The sequence below is a fragment of the Mycobacterium lehmannii genome, assembly GCF_001499925.1.
Taxonomy (GTDB): Bacteria; Actinomycetota; Actinomycetes; order Mycobacteriales; family Mycobacteriaceae; genus Mycobacterium; species Mycobacterium lehmannii.
The window spans coordinates 63,480-79,290 of record NZ_LQIR01000010.1 but is presented as its reverse complement, the minus strand read 5'-3'; the positions used below and the strand labels follow the sequence as shown (position 1 = coordinate 79,290).

Annotated in this window: 13 protein-coding genes and 1 pseudogene; 8 read left to right on the top strand and 6 right to left on the bottom strand. The window is 66.1% G+C overall.

The features are described 5' to 3' along the window. Positions 1 to 129: 129 nt before the first annotated feature. The 5 genes from AU192_RS07430 to AU192_RS07410 form a co-directional block, all read right to left on the bottom strand. The gene (locus AU192_RS07430) at positions 130 to 1,029 is read right to left on the bottom strand and encodes an alpha/beta fold hydrolase (protein WP_064395144.1); all 900 of its coding nucleotides are present in this window, start codon (positions 1,027 to 1,029) and stop codon (positions 130 to 132) included. A gap of 93 nt (positions 1,030 to 1,122) precedes the next feature. Beyond that, the gene (locus AU192_RS07425; protein ID WP_064395143.1) at positions 1,123 to 2,199 is read right to left on the bottom strand and encodes an inositol-3-phosphate synthase; all 1,077 of its coding nucleotides are present in this window, start codon (positions 2,197 to 2,199) and stop codon (positions 1,123 to 1,125) included. 47 nt (positions 2,200 to 2,246) lie between these two features. Beyond that, positions 2,247 to 2,801 carry a PadR family transcriptional regulator gene (locus tag AU192_RS07420; protein ID WP_064395160.1) on the bottom strand — a complete coding sequence of 185 codons (555 nt, stop codon included), beginning with the start codon at positions 2,799 to 2,801 and terminating at the stop codon, positions 2,247 to 2,249. 122 nt (positions 2,802 to 2,923) lie between these two features. After that, a complete protein-coding gene (locus tag AU192_RS07415; protein WP_064395142.1) occupies positions 2,924 to 3,778 on the bottom strand; it encodes a DUF1707 SHOCT-like domain-containing protein in 855 nt (284 codons plus the stop codon). 22 nt (positions 3,779 to 3,800) lie between these two features. Beyond that, on the bottom strand, positions 3,801 to 4,634 hold the full coding sequence (locus AU192_RS07410; protein ID WP_064395141.1) for a thioesterase family protein: 834 nt from the start codon (positions 4,632 to 4,634) through the stop codon (positions 3,801 to 3,803). Positions 4,635 to 4,762: 128 nt separating this feature from the next. Between AU192_RS07410 and AU192_RS07405 the strand changes: the two genes are divergently transcribed. The 3 genes from AU192_RS07405 to AU192_RS07395 all read left to right on the top strand — a co-directional run bounded on the left by AU192_RS07405 (position 4,763) and on the right by AU192_RS07395 (position 9,487). Further along, a complete protein-coding gene (locus tag AU192_RS07405; RefSeq protein ID WP_064346105.1) occupies positions 4,763 to 5,188 on the top strand; it encodes a DUF5318 domain-containing protein in 426 nt (141 codons plus the stop codon). 208 nt (positions 5,189 to 5,396) lie between these two features. Beyond that, on the top strand, positions 5,397 to 7,814 hold the full coding sequence (locus tag AU192_RS07400; protein ID WP_064395159.1) for a transglycosylase domain-containing protein: 2,418 nt from the start codon (positions 5,397 to 5,399) through the stop codon (positions 7,812 to 7,814). 5 nt (positions 7,815 to 7,819) lie between these two features. Next, complete coding sequence (locus AU192_RS07395) at positions 7,820 to 9,487, top strand: glycosyltransferase family 87 protein (protein ID WP_064395158.1); 1,668 nt, start codon at positions 7,820 to 7,822, stop codon at positions 9,485 to 9,487. Positions 9,488 to 9,535: 48 nt separating this feature from the next. Here the strand turns inward: AU192_RS07395 and AU192_RS25015 are convergent. Then, a pseudogene (locus tag AU192_RS25015) lies at positions 9,536 to 10,289 on the bottom strand (adenylate/guanylate cyclase domain-containing protein). A gap of 142 nt (positions 10,290 to 10,431) precedes the next feature. Here AU192_RS25015 and rpsF point away from each other — a divergent pair. From rpsF to AU192_RS07360, 5 genes are all read left to right on the top strand, one after another. Then, positions 10,432 to 10,722 carry a 30S ribosomal protein S6 gene (rpsF, locus tag AU192_RS07380; protein WP_064395157.1) on the top strand — a complete coding sequence of 97 codons (291 nt, stop codon included), beginning with the start codon at positions 10,432 to 10,434 and terminating at the stop codon, positions 10,720 to 10,722. Between the two features lie 90 nt (positions 10,723 to 10,812). Next, entirely contained in the window at positions 10,813 to 11,316 is a 504-nt protein-coding gene (locus AU192_RS07375; RefSeq protein ID WP_064346102.1) for a single-stranded DNA-binding protein, read from the top strand. A 41-nt stretch (positions 11,317 to 11,357) separates the two neighbouring features. Beyond that, a complete protein-coding gene (gene rpsR / locus AU192_RS07370) occupies positions 11,358 to 11,612 on the top strand; it encodes a 30S ribosomal protein S18 (protein WP_064395138.1) in 255 nt (84 codons plus the stop codon). Positions 11,613 to 11,625: 13 nt separating this feature from the next. Further along, the gene (rplI, locus tag AU192_RS07365; protein WP_064395137.1) at positions 11,626 to 12,084 is read left to right on the top strand and encodes a 50S ribosomal protein L9; all 459 of its coding nucleotides are present in this window, start codon (positions 11,626 to 11,628) and stop codon (positions 12,082 to 12,084) included. Positions 12,085 to 12,565: 481 nt separating this feature from the next. After that, complete coding sequence (locus AU192_RS07360; protein ID WP_165593277.1) at positions 12,566 to 15,646, top strand: replicative DNA helicase; 3,081 nt, start codon at positions 12,566 to 12,568, stop codon at positions 15,644 to 15,646. The last annotated feature ends 165 nt before the right edge of the window (positions 15,647 to 15,811 follow it).

Here is a 15,811-nt window from a genome sequence, read left to right as displayed (position 1 = left end):
ACGCACTACGTTGAGACCAGGACCGGCGCAGGCCACCCCAACCACCATTGACAAACACCACTTACGAAGGTGTCTGTGCGCGACACGCCGCCGATCCGCGTACAAAGGCGGTCGCTCGCGCCACCCGAGCTACTCGGCCAGAACCGCCCGCAGGATCTGAATCAACTTGCCCGGCTGATCGCTCTGCACAGAGTGTCCGGAATCCTCGACGATCTGAACATCCTTGAATCCCGGTGCACGACGGGCGAACTCGGCGGCATCGTCGTCGTTGACGAAGAACGAGTTGGCGCCGCGCACCAACGTCGTCATCACCTCCAGCCGCGGGACGTCGTCCCACAACCCCTCGAAGCCTTCGCCCTTGCGCATCTCGTCGTAGCGCCAGGTCCAGGTGCCATCGTCGAGCCGCTTAGCGTTGTGGAACACGCCGCGCCGCAACGATTCTCGGTCGCGGTGTGGTGCCGCAGCGACCGTCTTCTCCAGCATCGCCTCGAACGAGGGGAAGATGCGATCACCCTGCACCAGAGCGACAGTGCCCTTCTGGGCCTCGGTCATCTGGGTGTGCCGTTCGGGCGCCGACGGTGTCACGTCGACCAGCACCAGCCTGCGCACCAGGTCGGGCGCCGCGACGGCCAGACGCAACGCCGTCAAGCCGCCCAGCGACATGCCCACCACCAGTGACGCGTCGGAAGCCAGTGAGCGGACGACGGGTTCGATCGCGACGGCGTTGTTCTTCGGGCCGTAGTCGCCGTCCTCGCGCCACGCCGACCGGCCGTGCCCGGGCAGGTCGATGGCCAGCGCCGGCTCGCCCAGGCCGACGATCACAGTGTCCCAGGTGTGCGCGTTCTGTCCGCCGCCGTGCAGGAACACCACCCTCGGCGGTGCATCGCCGAACTTCAAGGAGCTGATCGGTCCTGCGTCGATACGCTTCACCGACGGCACCGCCTCGACACCGGCCTGGCGCGCGTTTTCCCGCAGGAAGGTGAACTCGTCGAGCGCAGCCAGTTCGTCGTCAGGCGAGATGTCGGTCATCAGGTGACCCTACAAAACGCCGAAACCGACGTAGTGGCGGTCCGCACTCGCACAAATCCGCCAAAACGTCGGTTTCGGTATCGACGAAGGAGGTCAGCCCTCGATGAAGGTCTCGAGCTGCGCCCGGGCCACATCATCGGGCAGCTGCTTGGGCGGGCTCTTCATCAGGTAGGCCGAGGCCGCCTCGACGGGGCCGCCGATGCCGCGATCGAGCGCGATCTTCGCCGCGCGCACCGCGTCGATGATGACGCCGGCCGAGTTCGGCGAATCCCACACCTCGAGCTTGTACTCCAGGTTCAGCGGCACGTCACCGAATGCGCGGCCCTCGAGCCGGACGTAGGCCCACTTGCGGTCGTCGAGCCAGCCGACGTGGTCGGACGGGCCGATGTGCACGTCCTTGGTCTTGAACTCGCGCTGCAGGTTGGAGGTGACGGCCTGGGTCTTGGAGATCTTCTTCGACTCCAGCCGCTCGCGCTCGAGCATGTTGAGGAAGTCCATGTTGCCGCCGACGTTGAGCTGCATGGTGCGGTCGAGCTGCACGCCGCGGTCCTCGAACAGCTTGGCCATCACGCGGTGGGTGATCGTCGCACCGATCTGGCTCTTGATGTCGTCGCCGACGATCGGGACGCCGGCGTCGGCGAACTTCTTGGCCCACTCCGGGTCGGAGGCGATGAACACCGGCAGCGCGTTGACGAACGCCACGCCGGCGTCGATCGCGCACTGGGCGTAGAACTTGTCGGCCTCGTCCGAGCCGACCGGAAGGTAGGACACCAGGACGTCGACCTCGGCGTCCTTGAGCGCCTTGACGACGTCGACCGGGTCGGAGTCGGAGACCTCGATGGTGTCGGCGTAGTACTTGCCGATGCCGTCGAGGGTCGGGCCGCGCTGCACGGTGACGTTCAGCGGCGGCACATCGGCGATCTTGATGGTGTTGTTCTCCGACGCGAAGATCGCCTCGGACAGGTCGAAGCCGACCTTCTTGGCGTCGACGTCGAAGGCGGCGACGAACTTGACGTCGCGCACGTGGTAGGGGCCGAGGCGCACATGCATCAGGCCGGGCACGGTCGCCGTCTCGTCGGCATCGTGGTAGTACTGCACGCCCTGTACGAGCGAGGACGCGCAGTTGCCCACGCCGACAATCGCGACCCGCACCTCTCCGTTGGATGACATGACGTCTCTTCCCTTCGTAATCCCTGTCGTAGTTGGTTCGGTTCTGCCTAGGGCTGCACAGTGTTGTCTGAGCGCCCCTGGCTCAGACGTTCCGCCGCTATCAGCTCGTTGAGCCACTTCACCTCGCGCTCGCTCGACTCCAACCCCAGCTGATGAAGCTGCCGGGTGTACCTGTCGATGGAGCTGCTGGCCCGCGCAACGGCTTCACGCAGACCCTCGCGGCGTTCCTCCACCTGACGACGACGCCCCTCCAGGATCCGCATCCGGGCCTCGGCCGGGGTGCGGTTGAAGAAGGCGAGATGGACACCGAATCCGTCGTCGGAGAAGTTCTGTGGGCCCGTGTCGGCCACCAGTTCGGAGAAGCGCTGCTTGCCCTTCTCGGTGAGCTGGTAGACGCGTCGCGCCCGGCGCATCTTCGGGGTGCCGTCCGGCGCAGCGTCCTCGACGATCAGGCCGTCGTTCTGCATGCGCCGTAAGGCGGGATACAGCGATCCGTACGAAAACGCGCGGAAGGCGCCGAGCAACCCCGTCAATCTCTTGCGAAGTTCGTAGCCGTGCATGGGCGATTCCTGCAGGAGTCCCAGGATGGCAAGTTCCAACACCGAAGACACCCCCTCAGAAATCGCAGCTCGTCCGTTACGGCGGTTCGACACCTCGCACCATAGTATCGCGCCGATATATTCGGCGCGAACGTTGGGTTACCGTCGCGCGAACGCTGCGGGCCTCAGTTGGGGTAGTTGATCTGCTTGACCGTGCCGTTACCTGCTAGCTCGATGTAGCCGCTGCCGTAGTCGCTGGACACGTAGACGTCGATCGACAGCGCACCGGGGGTGGTCGGGTCGGTGGCCGGATCGATGGACAGGTAGGTGCTCTTGACGTCGGCCGGCTTCATACCGAGCGTCTCCGGGGCGCCGCGCAGAACGCCGACGACCGCCTTGGCGTCGAACTTGCCCAGGTCGACCTCGACGGCACCGCTGGTCTTCGAGGACGACGAGGGATCGTCCCAGCCGCCGCGGTAGGTGTAGATCAGTTCGCGGCGCTCTTCGTTCGGATCCGGCCGGGTCAACGACGCGTAATCCGGATAGACGATGAGCCGGTAGCCGTTGGTGTCGCCGAACCGCTGCTTCATCTGTTCGAGCAGACCCGTTAGCCCGCCGAGCGAGTGCAACTGCTTGGGCGGGGTCAGCACCACCGGGGTGATGCCGTCGGACTTCGCACCCGGGTCGGAGGTGAAGTTCAGCGGCGACGGGGTGTTGCCGTAGAGACCCCATCCGATCGCGATGCCGAGCACCACCAGCACACCGGCCACCGCGAGACGCAGACCCCAGCCGCTGCCGGCCATGGGCAGTGCCCGTGGCTTCTTCAGCGTGGGCAGTTGCACAGGGGCGTTGTTGGTCTGAAGGTCGGCCACCAACGTCTGCAGTTCGCCGAGCGTGGTTGCGGTCGTCGCCGCCTTGACCCGCTCGCCGTGCTCGGTCATCGACAGCTGGCCCTCGGCCAGGGCGCTGTCGAGGATCTGGCACGTGTCGTTGCGGTCGCTGTCTTTGGCCCGCGTTCCCGATGTCTGCCGCCCTGCCACGCGATGATCGTAGAAGCAAAAGTCAGCGGATGAGTCCCTGTGAGGTCATCACGGCCAGCAGCGATCCGTCCGAGTCGCGCAGCGAGCCGTAGGCCGAGACGCCTCCGCTGGCAACCGAACCCCGCGCCTCGAGCAGCCGCCATGCCGTGGACGGCACCAGGTGCGCCCCGGGCTGCCACACCAGGCTGAGGTCCAGACTCAGCAGCCAGGCGTCGACGAATCCGCTCACCTTGCCCGGCGCATCGAAGAGGTGGGCGTCCGCGTGCAGGACATCGGCGATCTGAGGATGGGTGAGCGGGTCACCGGGGGAGTCGCTGTCGGCGCTCACCCACAGCGCCACCTCCGGGCGACGGTCCGCGAAGCGGGTGAGGCTGGCCGGATAGTCCAGGCCGCGGCGGTGGGCGAACCGCAGCGACCGATACTCCTGGCCGATCCAGTCCAGCGCGGGCGACGACTCCGGTTCGGGCAGCGGGACGGCATAGCGCTCGAAGGGGACGGGTGCGTCGACCGACGGCGGGCCGAGCCAACCGTCGGCGAACCAGCTGTTCGCGATGAGGATTGTGCGTTCCCGCTGGCGGATGGCGGCCTCGACGGCCGCGGCGGTACGGCCGCCGCGGATGCTGCGGACGTCGATCTGCAGCGGGCCGGGCGCCCCGGCGTCGACGAAGGTCACCGACAGCGACGCCGCCGCCGGCCGACCGCTGTGCGCGAACATCGCGGCCAGCGCCAGTGCGGAGGTATAGCCGCCGAAGGCCCGCCCGTCGAAGCACCACTGTTCGCCGAGGTCGCGGGTGAATCGGCTCGAGCCTTCACCGGAGGGCCCACCGTCGAGGGCGAAGTCGCGCCCGTCCAGCATTGAGTCTCCTCAAGTCCGCCGCACACGGCCGATTGCTGTTGCCGTCGGTCCAGATCAAACACCTTAGAGAGGGGTGTGACCGTGCCGTCACGCTCCGGTAGTCCCATCGCCGACGTACTCTGGTCCTCGTGCGATTGCAGCGACAGGTGGTGGACTACGCACTTCGGCGACGGTCCCTGCTGGCCGAGGTCTATTCGGGACGCACCGGCGTCTCCGAGGTCTGCGACGCCAATCCCTATCTGCTGCGCGCCGCCAAATTCCACGGCAAGCCCAGTTCGGTGACGTGTCCGATCTGCCGGAAAGAACAGCTCACCCTGGTGTCGTGGGTATTCGGCGACCATCTTGGCCCGGTATCGGGTTCCGCACGAACCGCCGAGGAGTTGGTCCTGCTGGCATCCCGATACGACGAGTTCTCCGTACACGTGGTGGAGGTATGCCGCACCTGCAGCTGGAATCACCTGGTCAAGTCGTACGTGCTCGGTGCGGTCCCGCCACCGAAGGGAAAGCCCGGCACTCGAACCGCGCGCTCACGGGCGCGCACAGCCAGTGAATAGCGAAGGGCGCCACGACCGGTCAGTCAACGATGTCCGTTCAGGACACGGGGCTGATCGCGTGAGCGCGCCGAAACCCAACGCCGGCGACGGCGGCCGACGCCGGCCTCCCGGGGATGCACCGCAACAGCGCCACGCCGACGCACCACAGCAACGCGCGTCCGCCGACGCACCGCAACACCGTCCGCCGGCGGATTCCCGGACACGGCCGATGCCGCCCGACGACCGGCACACCTCGGTGCTGCCGCCGGTGCGCGAAGCCCGTCCGCCGCACCTGCGCGACCCCGTCGACGTCGTCAAGGCGGCGCTGGACGGCACTCCGACGCGTAAGCCTCCGACGCCGCCACCGCCGCCCCGACCGCCGGGTGGGGGCGGACCTCCGAGCGGCCCGTCGGGTCCGCGGCGCGGACTGCCCAGCCAGATCAACTGGACGTGGGTGCGTCGCGGCGGTCTGATCGCGGCGGCGGTGTTCATCGTGTTGCCGCTCATCACGTTCGGGATGGCCTACATGATCGTCGACGTCCCCGAACCTGGGGACATTCGCACCAACCAGGTGTCCACGATCCTGGCCAGCGACGGCAGCGAGCTCGCGAAAATCGTTCCCCCTGAAGGCAACCGCGTCGACGTCAACATCGACCAGATCCCGGTGCAGGCGCGCAACGCGGTGATGGCCGCCGAGGACCGCGACTTCTACTCGAACCCGGGCTTCTCGTTCACCGGGTTCGCGCGCGCCATCAAAAACAATTTGTTCGGCGGCGACTTGCAGGGCGGCTCGACGATCACCCAGCAGTACGTCAAGAACGCGCTGGTCGGTTCCGAGCGCTCCGGCATCGGGGGCCTGATCCGAAAAGCCAAGGAGCTGGTCATCTCGACGAAGATGTCCGGGGAGTGGTCCAAAGACCAAGTGCTGCAGTCGTATTTGAACATCATCTACTTCGGTCGCGGGTCCTACGGCATCGCCGCGGCCTCGAAGGCGTACTTCAACAAGCCGGTCGAACAGCTCAACGTCGCCGAGGGCGCGCTGCTGGCCGCGCTGATCCAGAGGCCGTCGGCGCTTGACCCGGCGGTCAACCTCGAGGGCGCCACGGCGCGCTGGAACTGGGTGCTCGACGGCATGGTTGAGATCGGCGCGCTGTCGCCCGAGGAGCGGGCGGCGCAGGTGTTCCCGGCCACGGTCCCGCCCGACCTGGCGCGCTCGCAGAACCAGACCACGGGGCCGAACGGCCTGATCGAACGCCAGGTGCAAAAGGAACTGCTCGAGCTGTTCGACATCAACGAGCAGACGCTCAACACCGAGGGCCTGCAGATCACCACGACCATCGACCCGAACGCGCAGCGGGCGGCGGAGGAGGCCGCCTCGGAGTACCTCGAGGGTCAGGACCCCGACATGCGCACCGCGATCGTGTCGATCGACCCCCGCACCGGCGGGGTGAAGGCGTACTACGGCGGCACCGACGCCAACGGATTCGACTTCGCCCAGGCCGGTCTCCCGACGGGGTCGTCGTTCAAGGTGTTCGCGTTGGTCGCGGCGCTGCAGCAGGGCATGGGCCTGGGCACCCAGGTCGACAGTTCGCCGCTGGAAGTCAACGGCATCAAGATCACCAACGTCGAGGGCGGCGGTTGCGGCACGTGCAACATCGCCGAGGCGCTGAAGCGTTCACTGAACACCAGCTACTACCGGTTGATGCTCAAGCTGAAGAACGGTCCGCAGGACGTCGCCGACGCCGCGCATCAGGCCGGTATCGCCGAGAGCTTCCCCGGCGTCGAGCACACGCTGTCCGAGGACGGGCAGGGTGGTCCGCCGAACAACGGAATCGTGTTGGGCCAGTATCAGTCCCGCGTGATTGACATGGCGTCGGCGTACGCCACGCTGGCCGCCTCCGGGGTGTACCACAAACCGCACTTCGTGCAGAAGGTGGTCAACTCCGAGGGCGAGGTGCTGTTCGACGCGTCGCAGCAGGACAACTCGGGTGAGCAGCGGATCGAGAAGAAGGTCGCCGACAACGTGACCTCGGCGATGCAGCCGATTGCGGCCTACTCCAACGGTCATGGGCTGGCCGGGGGTCGCCCGTCGGCGGCCAAGACAGGCACCAACCAGCTGGGCGACACCGACAGCAACCGCGACGCGTGGATGGTCGGCTACACGCCGTCGCTGTCCACCGCGGTGTGGGTCGGCACCACCGACGGCACCAAGCCGCTCGAGAACCAGTGGGGCTCACCGATTTACGGATCCGGTCTGCCGTCGGACATCTGGAAGGCGACGATGGACGGCGCGCTGGAGGACACCGAGAACGAGTCGTTCCCCAAGCCCGAGGAGATCGGCGGCTATGCCGGTGTTCCTCAGGCGCCGCCGCCGCCGTCGACGACGGCTCCCTCGACGGAGGTCACGCCGCCGTCGCAGACCGTCATTCAGCCGACGATCGAAGTGGCGCCCGGCATCACGATTCCGTGGGGTCCGCCGACGACGGTCCCGGTCGCTCCGCCGCCGGGCGGCACCGTACCCGGCGCTCCCGTGCCTGGCGGTCCCGCACCCGGCGTTCCCGCGCCTGCACCGGCGCCCGTCGGAGCGCCGCCGCCCGCACCCGTTGGAGCACCCCCGGCGCCTGGCGCGCCGCTACCGCCTCCGTGACCGAAGTGGGGGGCGAGGACACCGGCGAGCCGTCGACGACCTCGCCGCAGTCTGTTTCGCCGGGGCGGCTCGCTCGCGACACCAGAAGTTTCGATGAGCGCGACCTCCCGAGCCGCACCGACGTCATCGGCGCCGCGCTCTCCGATGTCGTCGGCGGACCGGTCGGCAGGCATTCGCTGATCGGCAGGCAACGGTTCCTCACCCCGCTGCGCGCGATGCTGATCATCGCGCTGGTGTTCCTGGCGCTCGGCTATTCGACGAAGGCGGCGTGCCTGCAGACCACCGGCACGGGAACCGCTGATCAGCGGGTGGCCGACTGGAGCAACCAACGGGCCTACTTCCAACTCTGCTACTCCGACACGGTCCCGCTGTACACCGCCGAACTGCTGAACCTCGGCAAGTTCCCGTACAAGTCGAGCTGGATCGAGAAGGACGCCACCGGCCAGCCGCACATCCAGTACGACGGCAACATCGCGGTGCGCTACATGGAGTATCCGGTGTTGACCGGCATCTACCAGTACGTGGCGATGTCGTTGGCCAAGACCTACACCGCGCTGACGAAGCTGGTGTCGGTGCCGGTGATCGCCGAGGTGGTGATGTTCTTCAACATCGCCGCGCTGGGGCTGGCGTTGGCGTGGCTGGTCACGGTGTGGGCGACGTCGCGGCTGGCCGGCCCGCGGCGGGTGTGGGACGCGGCGCTGGTGGCGGCCTCGCCGCTGGTGATCTTCCAGATCTTCACGAACTTCGACGCGCTGGCAACGGCTTTCGCGACCGGTGCGCTGCTCGCGTGGGCGCGACGAAAACCGGTGCTGGCCGGCGCGCTGATCGGTCTCGGGGTGGCAGCGAAGTTGTATCCGCTGCTGTTGTTGGCGCCGCTGGCGGTGTTGGCGGTGCGCACCGGCAAGCTGCGGGAGGTCGGCAAGACGGCCGCGGCGGCGGTGGCGGCATGGCTGGTGGTGAACCTGCCGATCATGGTGCTCTTCCCGCGGGGGTGGTCGGAGTTCTTCCGGCTCAACACCCGTCGCGGCGACGACATGGATTCGATCTACAACGTGATCAAGTCGTTCACCGGTTGGCGGGGATTCGACCCCGATCTGGGCTTCTGGGAACCACCGACGGTGACGAACACCGTCTCGGCGCTGCTGTTCGTGTCCTGTTGTATCGCCATCGGGTACATCGCCCTGACGGCGAGGCGGCGCCCGCGGGGGGCGCAGATCGCGTTCCTGGTCGTCGCGGCGTTCCTGTTGACCAACAAGGTGTGGAGCCCGCAGTTCTCCCTATGGCTGGTGCCGCTGGCGGTGTTGGCGTTGCCGCACCGGCGGATCCTGTTGGCGTGGATGACGATCGACGCGCTGGTGTGGGTGCCGCGGATGCTGTATCTCTACGGTGAGGCGAACAGGGGGTTGCCGGAGCAGCCGTTCACCATCACCGTACTGCTGCGGGATATCGCCGTGGTGGCGTTGTGCGCGTTGGTGATTCGCCAGATCTACTGCCCCGAACTCGACCTGGTCCGGGGTCGCGGTGCGGTCGACGACCCGGCGGGCGGGGTGTTCGATCGGGCTCCGGACGCGCCGCCGCGGTGGCTGCCCGACTGGTTGCGGCCCGATGCTTCGAGAATGCACACGGACCGCGAAGCTGTGGGAGAGCGCGACCTGGCCAACTCCCCTCGGTGATTTGTGTGCGTTCTGTTGCGTCCAGCGCAACCCGATGCACACAAATCGCTATGAGGCGACGGCGAAAAGGCGCCAGTCGCCGGGTACTCCTTTGAGTTCGTGGGCGCCGCGGTCTTCGAACTGCAGTCCGGAGCCGATGACCAGGTCGTGCAATGTGCTCGACACCAGCACTTCATTCGGACCCGCGAGGGCGCTGACCCGCGCGCCAATATGGACGGCGATGCCGCCGATGTCGTCGCCGCGGATCTCACATTCGCCGGTGTGCAGACCGGCACGGATCTGGATGGATGCCCAGCGCCTGGACGGCGTCACGAATCGCCATGGCGCAGCGGATCGCTCGCTGCGGGCCGTCGAACATGGCGAGGAAGCCGTCGCCGCCCGTCCGCGCTCACATCGACCGGATCCGCGAACCCCTCGAGCACGACGAGCGCGGTGGCCGGTCCGGGTGGGCCGCCGTGAAAAGGGCAGCCGGCGCGAACGCGCCGCCGACAGCGAGGAGAATTGCTTCGCGACTGCCTAGATCATCGAGTACCACCTTGATGGTGTCGCCCCATTGCTCCAGGGTGGGTAGCGCATCAGGAGTGATGGGGTCCGAAGCGCCGGTCCCCGGCTGGTCGATGAGGATCAGACGTCCGAGTGAGGTCATCGCCTCGAGCCAACCTTGTAGCGACGGCAGGTCCGGTATGACCTCACAATTGGTGAACTAGGTGGGCACGAAGACAATGTCGCGCTCGCCAGGCGGCGACGCCCGGTAGGCGACGCGCAGGTCCCCGTTCAACGCGTACCGCGTCTCGGAGAACATGGCCGAAGTGTAGAGCCGCCGAACAGGACGATTTCGCAGATCAGCGCGGTTTCCTGTAGCCTGGGCCGGTTGCCGACGCAGGCGACCCTCCTGCCGCGGATAGTCCGTGGCCGATCAGACCGTAGGAGGTGATGAGGTCTTCATGCGTCCATACGAAATCATGGTCATTCTCGACCCAACCCTTGACGAGCGCACCGTAGCTCCGTCGCTGGAAACGTTCCTGAACGTCATCCGCAAGGACGGCGGCAGTGTCGACAAGGTCGACATCTGGGGACGGCGCCGGCTGGCATACGAGATCGCCAAGCACGCCGAGGGCATCTACGCCGTCATCGATGTGAAGGCAGAGCCCGCCACCGTGACCGAGCTGGACCGTCAGCTCAACCTGAACGAGTCCGTGCTGCGGACCAAGGTCATGCGGACGGACAAGCACTAGTCCCGAAGAACAGGCTGTCAGCGTCGGAGTGCTTCCGTAGGCTCGCCTGCGACCGCTCCGAGACTTACACCGCCAATCCCAGGAGGCATCGTGGCTGGTGACACCATCATCACCGTCGTCGGAAACCTGACCGCCGATCCCGAACTGCGCTTCACGCCGTCGGGCGCGGCCGTCGCCAACTTCACCGTGGCGTCGACACCGCGCATCTACGACCGCCAGAGCGGGGAGTGGAAGGACGGCGAGGCGCTGTTCCTGCGTTGCAACATCTGGCGTGAGGCCGCCGAGAACGTGGCCGAAAGCCTCACTCGCGGTTCGCGGGTGATCGTGCAGGGCCGGCTCAAGCAGCGTTCGTTCGAGACCCGCGAGGGTGAGAAGCGCACCGTGGTCGAGCTCGAGGTCGACGAGATCGGCCCGTCGCTGCGGTACGCGACCGCCAAGGTGAACAAGGCCAGCCGCAGCGGCGGCGGTGGCGGCGGCTTCGGCGGTGGCGGCGGCGGAGGTTCGCGCCCAGCCGAGCAGCCGAAGGACGACCCGTGGGGCAGCGCCCCGGCGTCGGGTTCGTTCTCCGGAGCCGACGACGAGCCACCCTTCTGATCCACAACTGATCAACGAAGAAGCAAGAAAGAGATAGACACATGGCCAAGGCCACCAAGCGTCGGCCGGCTCCCGAGAAGCCGGTCAAGACCCGCAAGTGCGTGTTCTGCTCCAAGAAGGGGCAGGACATCGATTACAAGGACACCGCGCTGCTGCGCACGTACATCAGCGAGCGCGGCAAGATCCGCGCCCGCCGCGTCACCGGCAACTGCGTTCAGCACCAGCGTGACATCGCGATCGCCGTGAAGAACGCGCGCGAGGTTGCGCTGCTGCCGTTCACCTCGTCGACGCGATAGGCAGGACAAGAAGATGAAACTGATTCTCACCGCCGACGTCGAACATCTCGGCGTCCAGGGCGACATTGTCGAGGTCAAGGACGGCTACGGCCGAAACTATCTGGTGCCACGCAGGCTGGCGGTCGTCGCGTCGCGCGGCGCCGAGCGCCAGGCCGAAGAGATTCGTCGGGCCCGCGAGCAGAAGGCCATTCAGGGCCGCGAGCACGCTGTTGAGCTCAAGGCCGCGATCGAGAACCTCGGTCCGGTGCAGCTGCAGGTGAAGGCGGCACCCGACAGTGGCAAGCTGTTCGGCTCGGTGACGACGGCCGACGTGGTCGCCGCGATCAAGAACGCCGGCGGTCCCAATTTGGACAAGCGCACCGTGCAGTTGCCCAAGGCGCACATCAAGACGACCGGCACGCATCCGATCGCGGTTCGGCTCCATCCGGAGATCGCCGCGACGGTTTCGCTGGAAGTTATCGCCGGGCAGTAACCACAGCGTCAGATACGGCCGGGTGAAGACGAGATCGATCTTCACCCGGCCGTTGCTGTGTGCGCTGGCGAACTTCGCGCGACGGATAGCCGTAGCGAAGATAACCGGCCGTTAACCTGGATGGTCCCTGGCGGCAACACAACACGCCCGAAGTGGCAACCTGGCACGACACGCCGAGGCATTTCCCATCCACAAGATCGCACACGGCTTATGGTGCGGCTATCTGCGCAGATGCAGTGAACGAAGTGGTTGATTAACAGGTTCTCCCCAACGACTCAACATGGTTGTCCAGACCTATCCACACGCCATCCACAGGTCTATGAACAGGGCCGGGTTGCGCCCCCGCCAGCAACGTCTAGCGTAAGCCGTCGGCGGGGCGGAACCGGAGCCGCGAAAGCGGTTTGTCGGATGTCTGGCTTACAGTCGCGACCAGCGGGTATCGAACCTACGTTCGATAGTGAATAAGGGGGTGACGCGCTTCGTGGCCGTCGTGGACGACCTTGGTCATCACGGGATGGATACCCCGCCGCCGAGCGAGGACTTCGGGCGTCAGCCTCCTCAGGACCAGGCAGCCGAGCAGGCAGTGCTGGGCGGGATGCTGCTGAGCAAGGACGCAATCGCCGATGTGCTCGAGAAGCTGCGTCCGGGTGACTTCTACCGTCCTGCACACCAGAACGTCTATGACGCGATCCTCGACCTCTATGGCCGCGGCGAGCCGGCCGACGCGGTGACGGTGGCCGCCGAGCTGGATCGGCGCGGGCTGCTACGCCGCATCGGCGGTGCGCCCTATCTGCACACGCTGATCTCGACGGTGCCGACGGCCGCGAATGCCGGCTTCTATGCGGGCATCGTCGCGGAGAAGGCGCTGCTGCGGCGTCTGGTCGAGGCGGGCACGCGGGTGGTGCAGTACGGGTACGCGGGCGCCGAGGGTGCCGACGTCAACGAGATCGTGGACCGGGCGCAGTCGGAGATCTACGACGTCACCGAGCGGCGCACTGCCGAAGACTTCGTTCCGCTCGAAGAACTGCTGCAGCCGACGATGGACGAGATCGACGCGATCGCATCGCAGGGCGGCATCGCGCGCGGTGTGCCGACGGGCTTCGTCGAGCTCGACGAGGTGACCAACGGCCTGCACCCGGGTCAGATGATCATCATCGCGGCCAGGCCGGGCGTCGGGAAGGCGCTGGCGCTCGATACGCCGCTGCCGACTCCGACTGGCTGGACGACGATGGGCGACGTCGCGGTTGGGGACTGGCTGCTCGGCGCAGACGGCGAGGCGACGCGGGTGGTGGCGGCGACCGAGGTGATGCTCGGGCGTCCTTGCTATGAGGTGGAATTCGCCGACGGCACCACGATCGTGGCGGACGCTTTCCATCAGTGGCCGACCGACCGCGGTGTGCAGATCACCACTGCGTTGCGGCCTGGCGTCGACATCATCAGCGCGACACGGGTGCCTGCGCTGGCGACGGTCGGTGGCCGGCGTCCATCGGCGTGGGGGATCGACGCTGTGCGGCGTGTTCCGAGTGTGCCGGTGCGGTGCGTGGAGGTCGGCAATTCCGACCATCTGTATCTGGCAGGACGGGAGATGGTACCGACGCACAACTCCACGCTCGGTTTGGATTTCATGCGGTCGTGCTCGATCAAGCATCAGATGCCAAGCGTCATCTTCTCGCTGGAGATGAGCAAGTCCGAGATCGTGATGCGGCTGCTGTCAGCCGAGGCCAAGATCAAGCTGGCGGACATGCGCTCGGGCCGGATGAGCGACGACGACTGGACGCGGCTGGCGCGGCGAATGAGCGAAATCAGCGAAGCGCCTTTGTTTATCGACGACTCGCCGAACCTGACAATGATGGAGATCCGGGCCAAGGCGCGTCGACTGAGTCAGAAGGCCGGCCTGCGGTTGATCGTTGTCGACTACATGCAGCTGATGACGTCGGGCAAGAAGTACGAGTCGCGGCAGCAGGAAGTGTCGGACTTCTCGCGAAGCCTCAAGCTGATGGCCAAGGAACTCGACGTTCCGGTGGTCGCGATCAGTCAGCTGAACCGTGGGCCGGAGCAACGCACTGACAAGAAGCCGATGGTGTCTGACCTTCGTGAGTCGGGTTGCTTGACGGCGAATACGCGCATCCTGCGGGCGGACAACGGTGCCGAGGTGACGTTCGGTGAGCTGATGCGCACGGGGGAGCGGCCGCTGGTGTGGTCGATGGATGAGCGCAAGCGCATGGTGGCGCGACCGATGACCAACGTGTTCTACAGCGGACACAAGGAAGTGTTCAAGATGCGTTTGGCGTCGGGTCGTGAGGTCGAGGCGACGGCGAACCATCCGTTGATGACGTTCGACGGGTGGACTCCGTTGGGCGAGTTGGTCGTTGGGGACAGGGTCGCGGTGCCGCGGCGGGTGCCAGAGCCGGTGCACACGCAGCGGATGGACGAATCCGAGATCATCCTGCTGGCGCACATGATCGGCGACGGTTCATGTGTGAGGAATCAACCAATCAGGTATGCGAGCATCGACGAGCAGAACCTGGCGGCCGTGACGAAGGCTGCGCAGCACTTCGGGGTCACGGCAATCCGTGACGAATACGCCGCCGCACGGGTGACGACGGTGCGTCTTCCGGCGCCGTACCACTTGACGCATGGCAGGCGGAACCCCATTGCGGCGTGGCTGGACAAGCTGGGGCTGTTCGGCAAGCGCAGTTACGACAAGTTCGTGCCGGCAGAGGTTTTCGCGCTGCCGAACGACCAGATCGCGCTGTTTCTGAAGCATCTTTGGGCTACGGACGGCTCGGTGTCCTGGGATGCGAAGGTTGGGCAAGGACGCGTCTACTACGCGTCGACGAGCCGACAGCTGGTAGACGACGTCAATGGACTGCTAGCGAGAGTTGGGGTGTTCGGCCGGATCAAACGGACGTGCAAGACCGGGTACCGCGACTGCTGGCATCTGCACATCTACGGTGCCGAGAACCAACTGCGGTTCCTGCGTCATGTCGGTGTCAACGGTGAAAAGTCACTTGCCGCGCGCGAAGTGATTGGCATGCTCGAAAAGAAGGTTCGAAACACGAACCTCGATACCGTTCCGAAGGAGGTGTGGACCGACGTTCGTGCGGCGCTGGTCGTGAAGCAGATGACGCACCGGCAGTTCGCCGCAGCGATGGACACGAAGTTCTGCGGGTCGACGATGTGGAAGCACGCTCCGAGCAGGTCGCGATTGCATCGTGCCGCGGCGTTGCTGGAAGACCGTGAGATTCACGACCTCGCAACGAACGATGTGTTCTGGGACGAGATCGTTGAGATCACGAGCATCGGTGAGCACGATGTCTACGACGGGACAGTGGAAGAGACGCATAATTTCTCAGCAAACTGCATAATTCTGCACAACTCACTAGAACAGGATGCCGACATGGTAATTCTGTTGCATCGACCCGATGCCTTCGAGCGAGACGACCCGCGCGGCGGCGAGGCGGACCTCATTCTAGGCAAGCACCGCAACGGCCCGACGAAGACGATTACCGTTGCGCACCAACTGCATTTGAGCCGCTTCGCCAACATGGCGAAGCAGTAACGACTCCAGCACGCAGGTGCGCCCGCGGCTCGGTACTGGGTGCGCCACCGCCGGAGACGCTGTGCCACCAGTAAAGCCACGCCGCCTGGCCGGTATTCACGCTGTCATCGGTGAGCAGGCGCCCCGGAGGTGACGAGGCCGACGAGAACTGTCACGACACTCAGG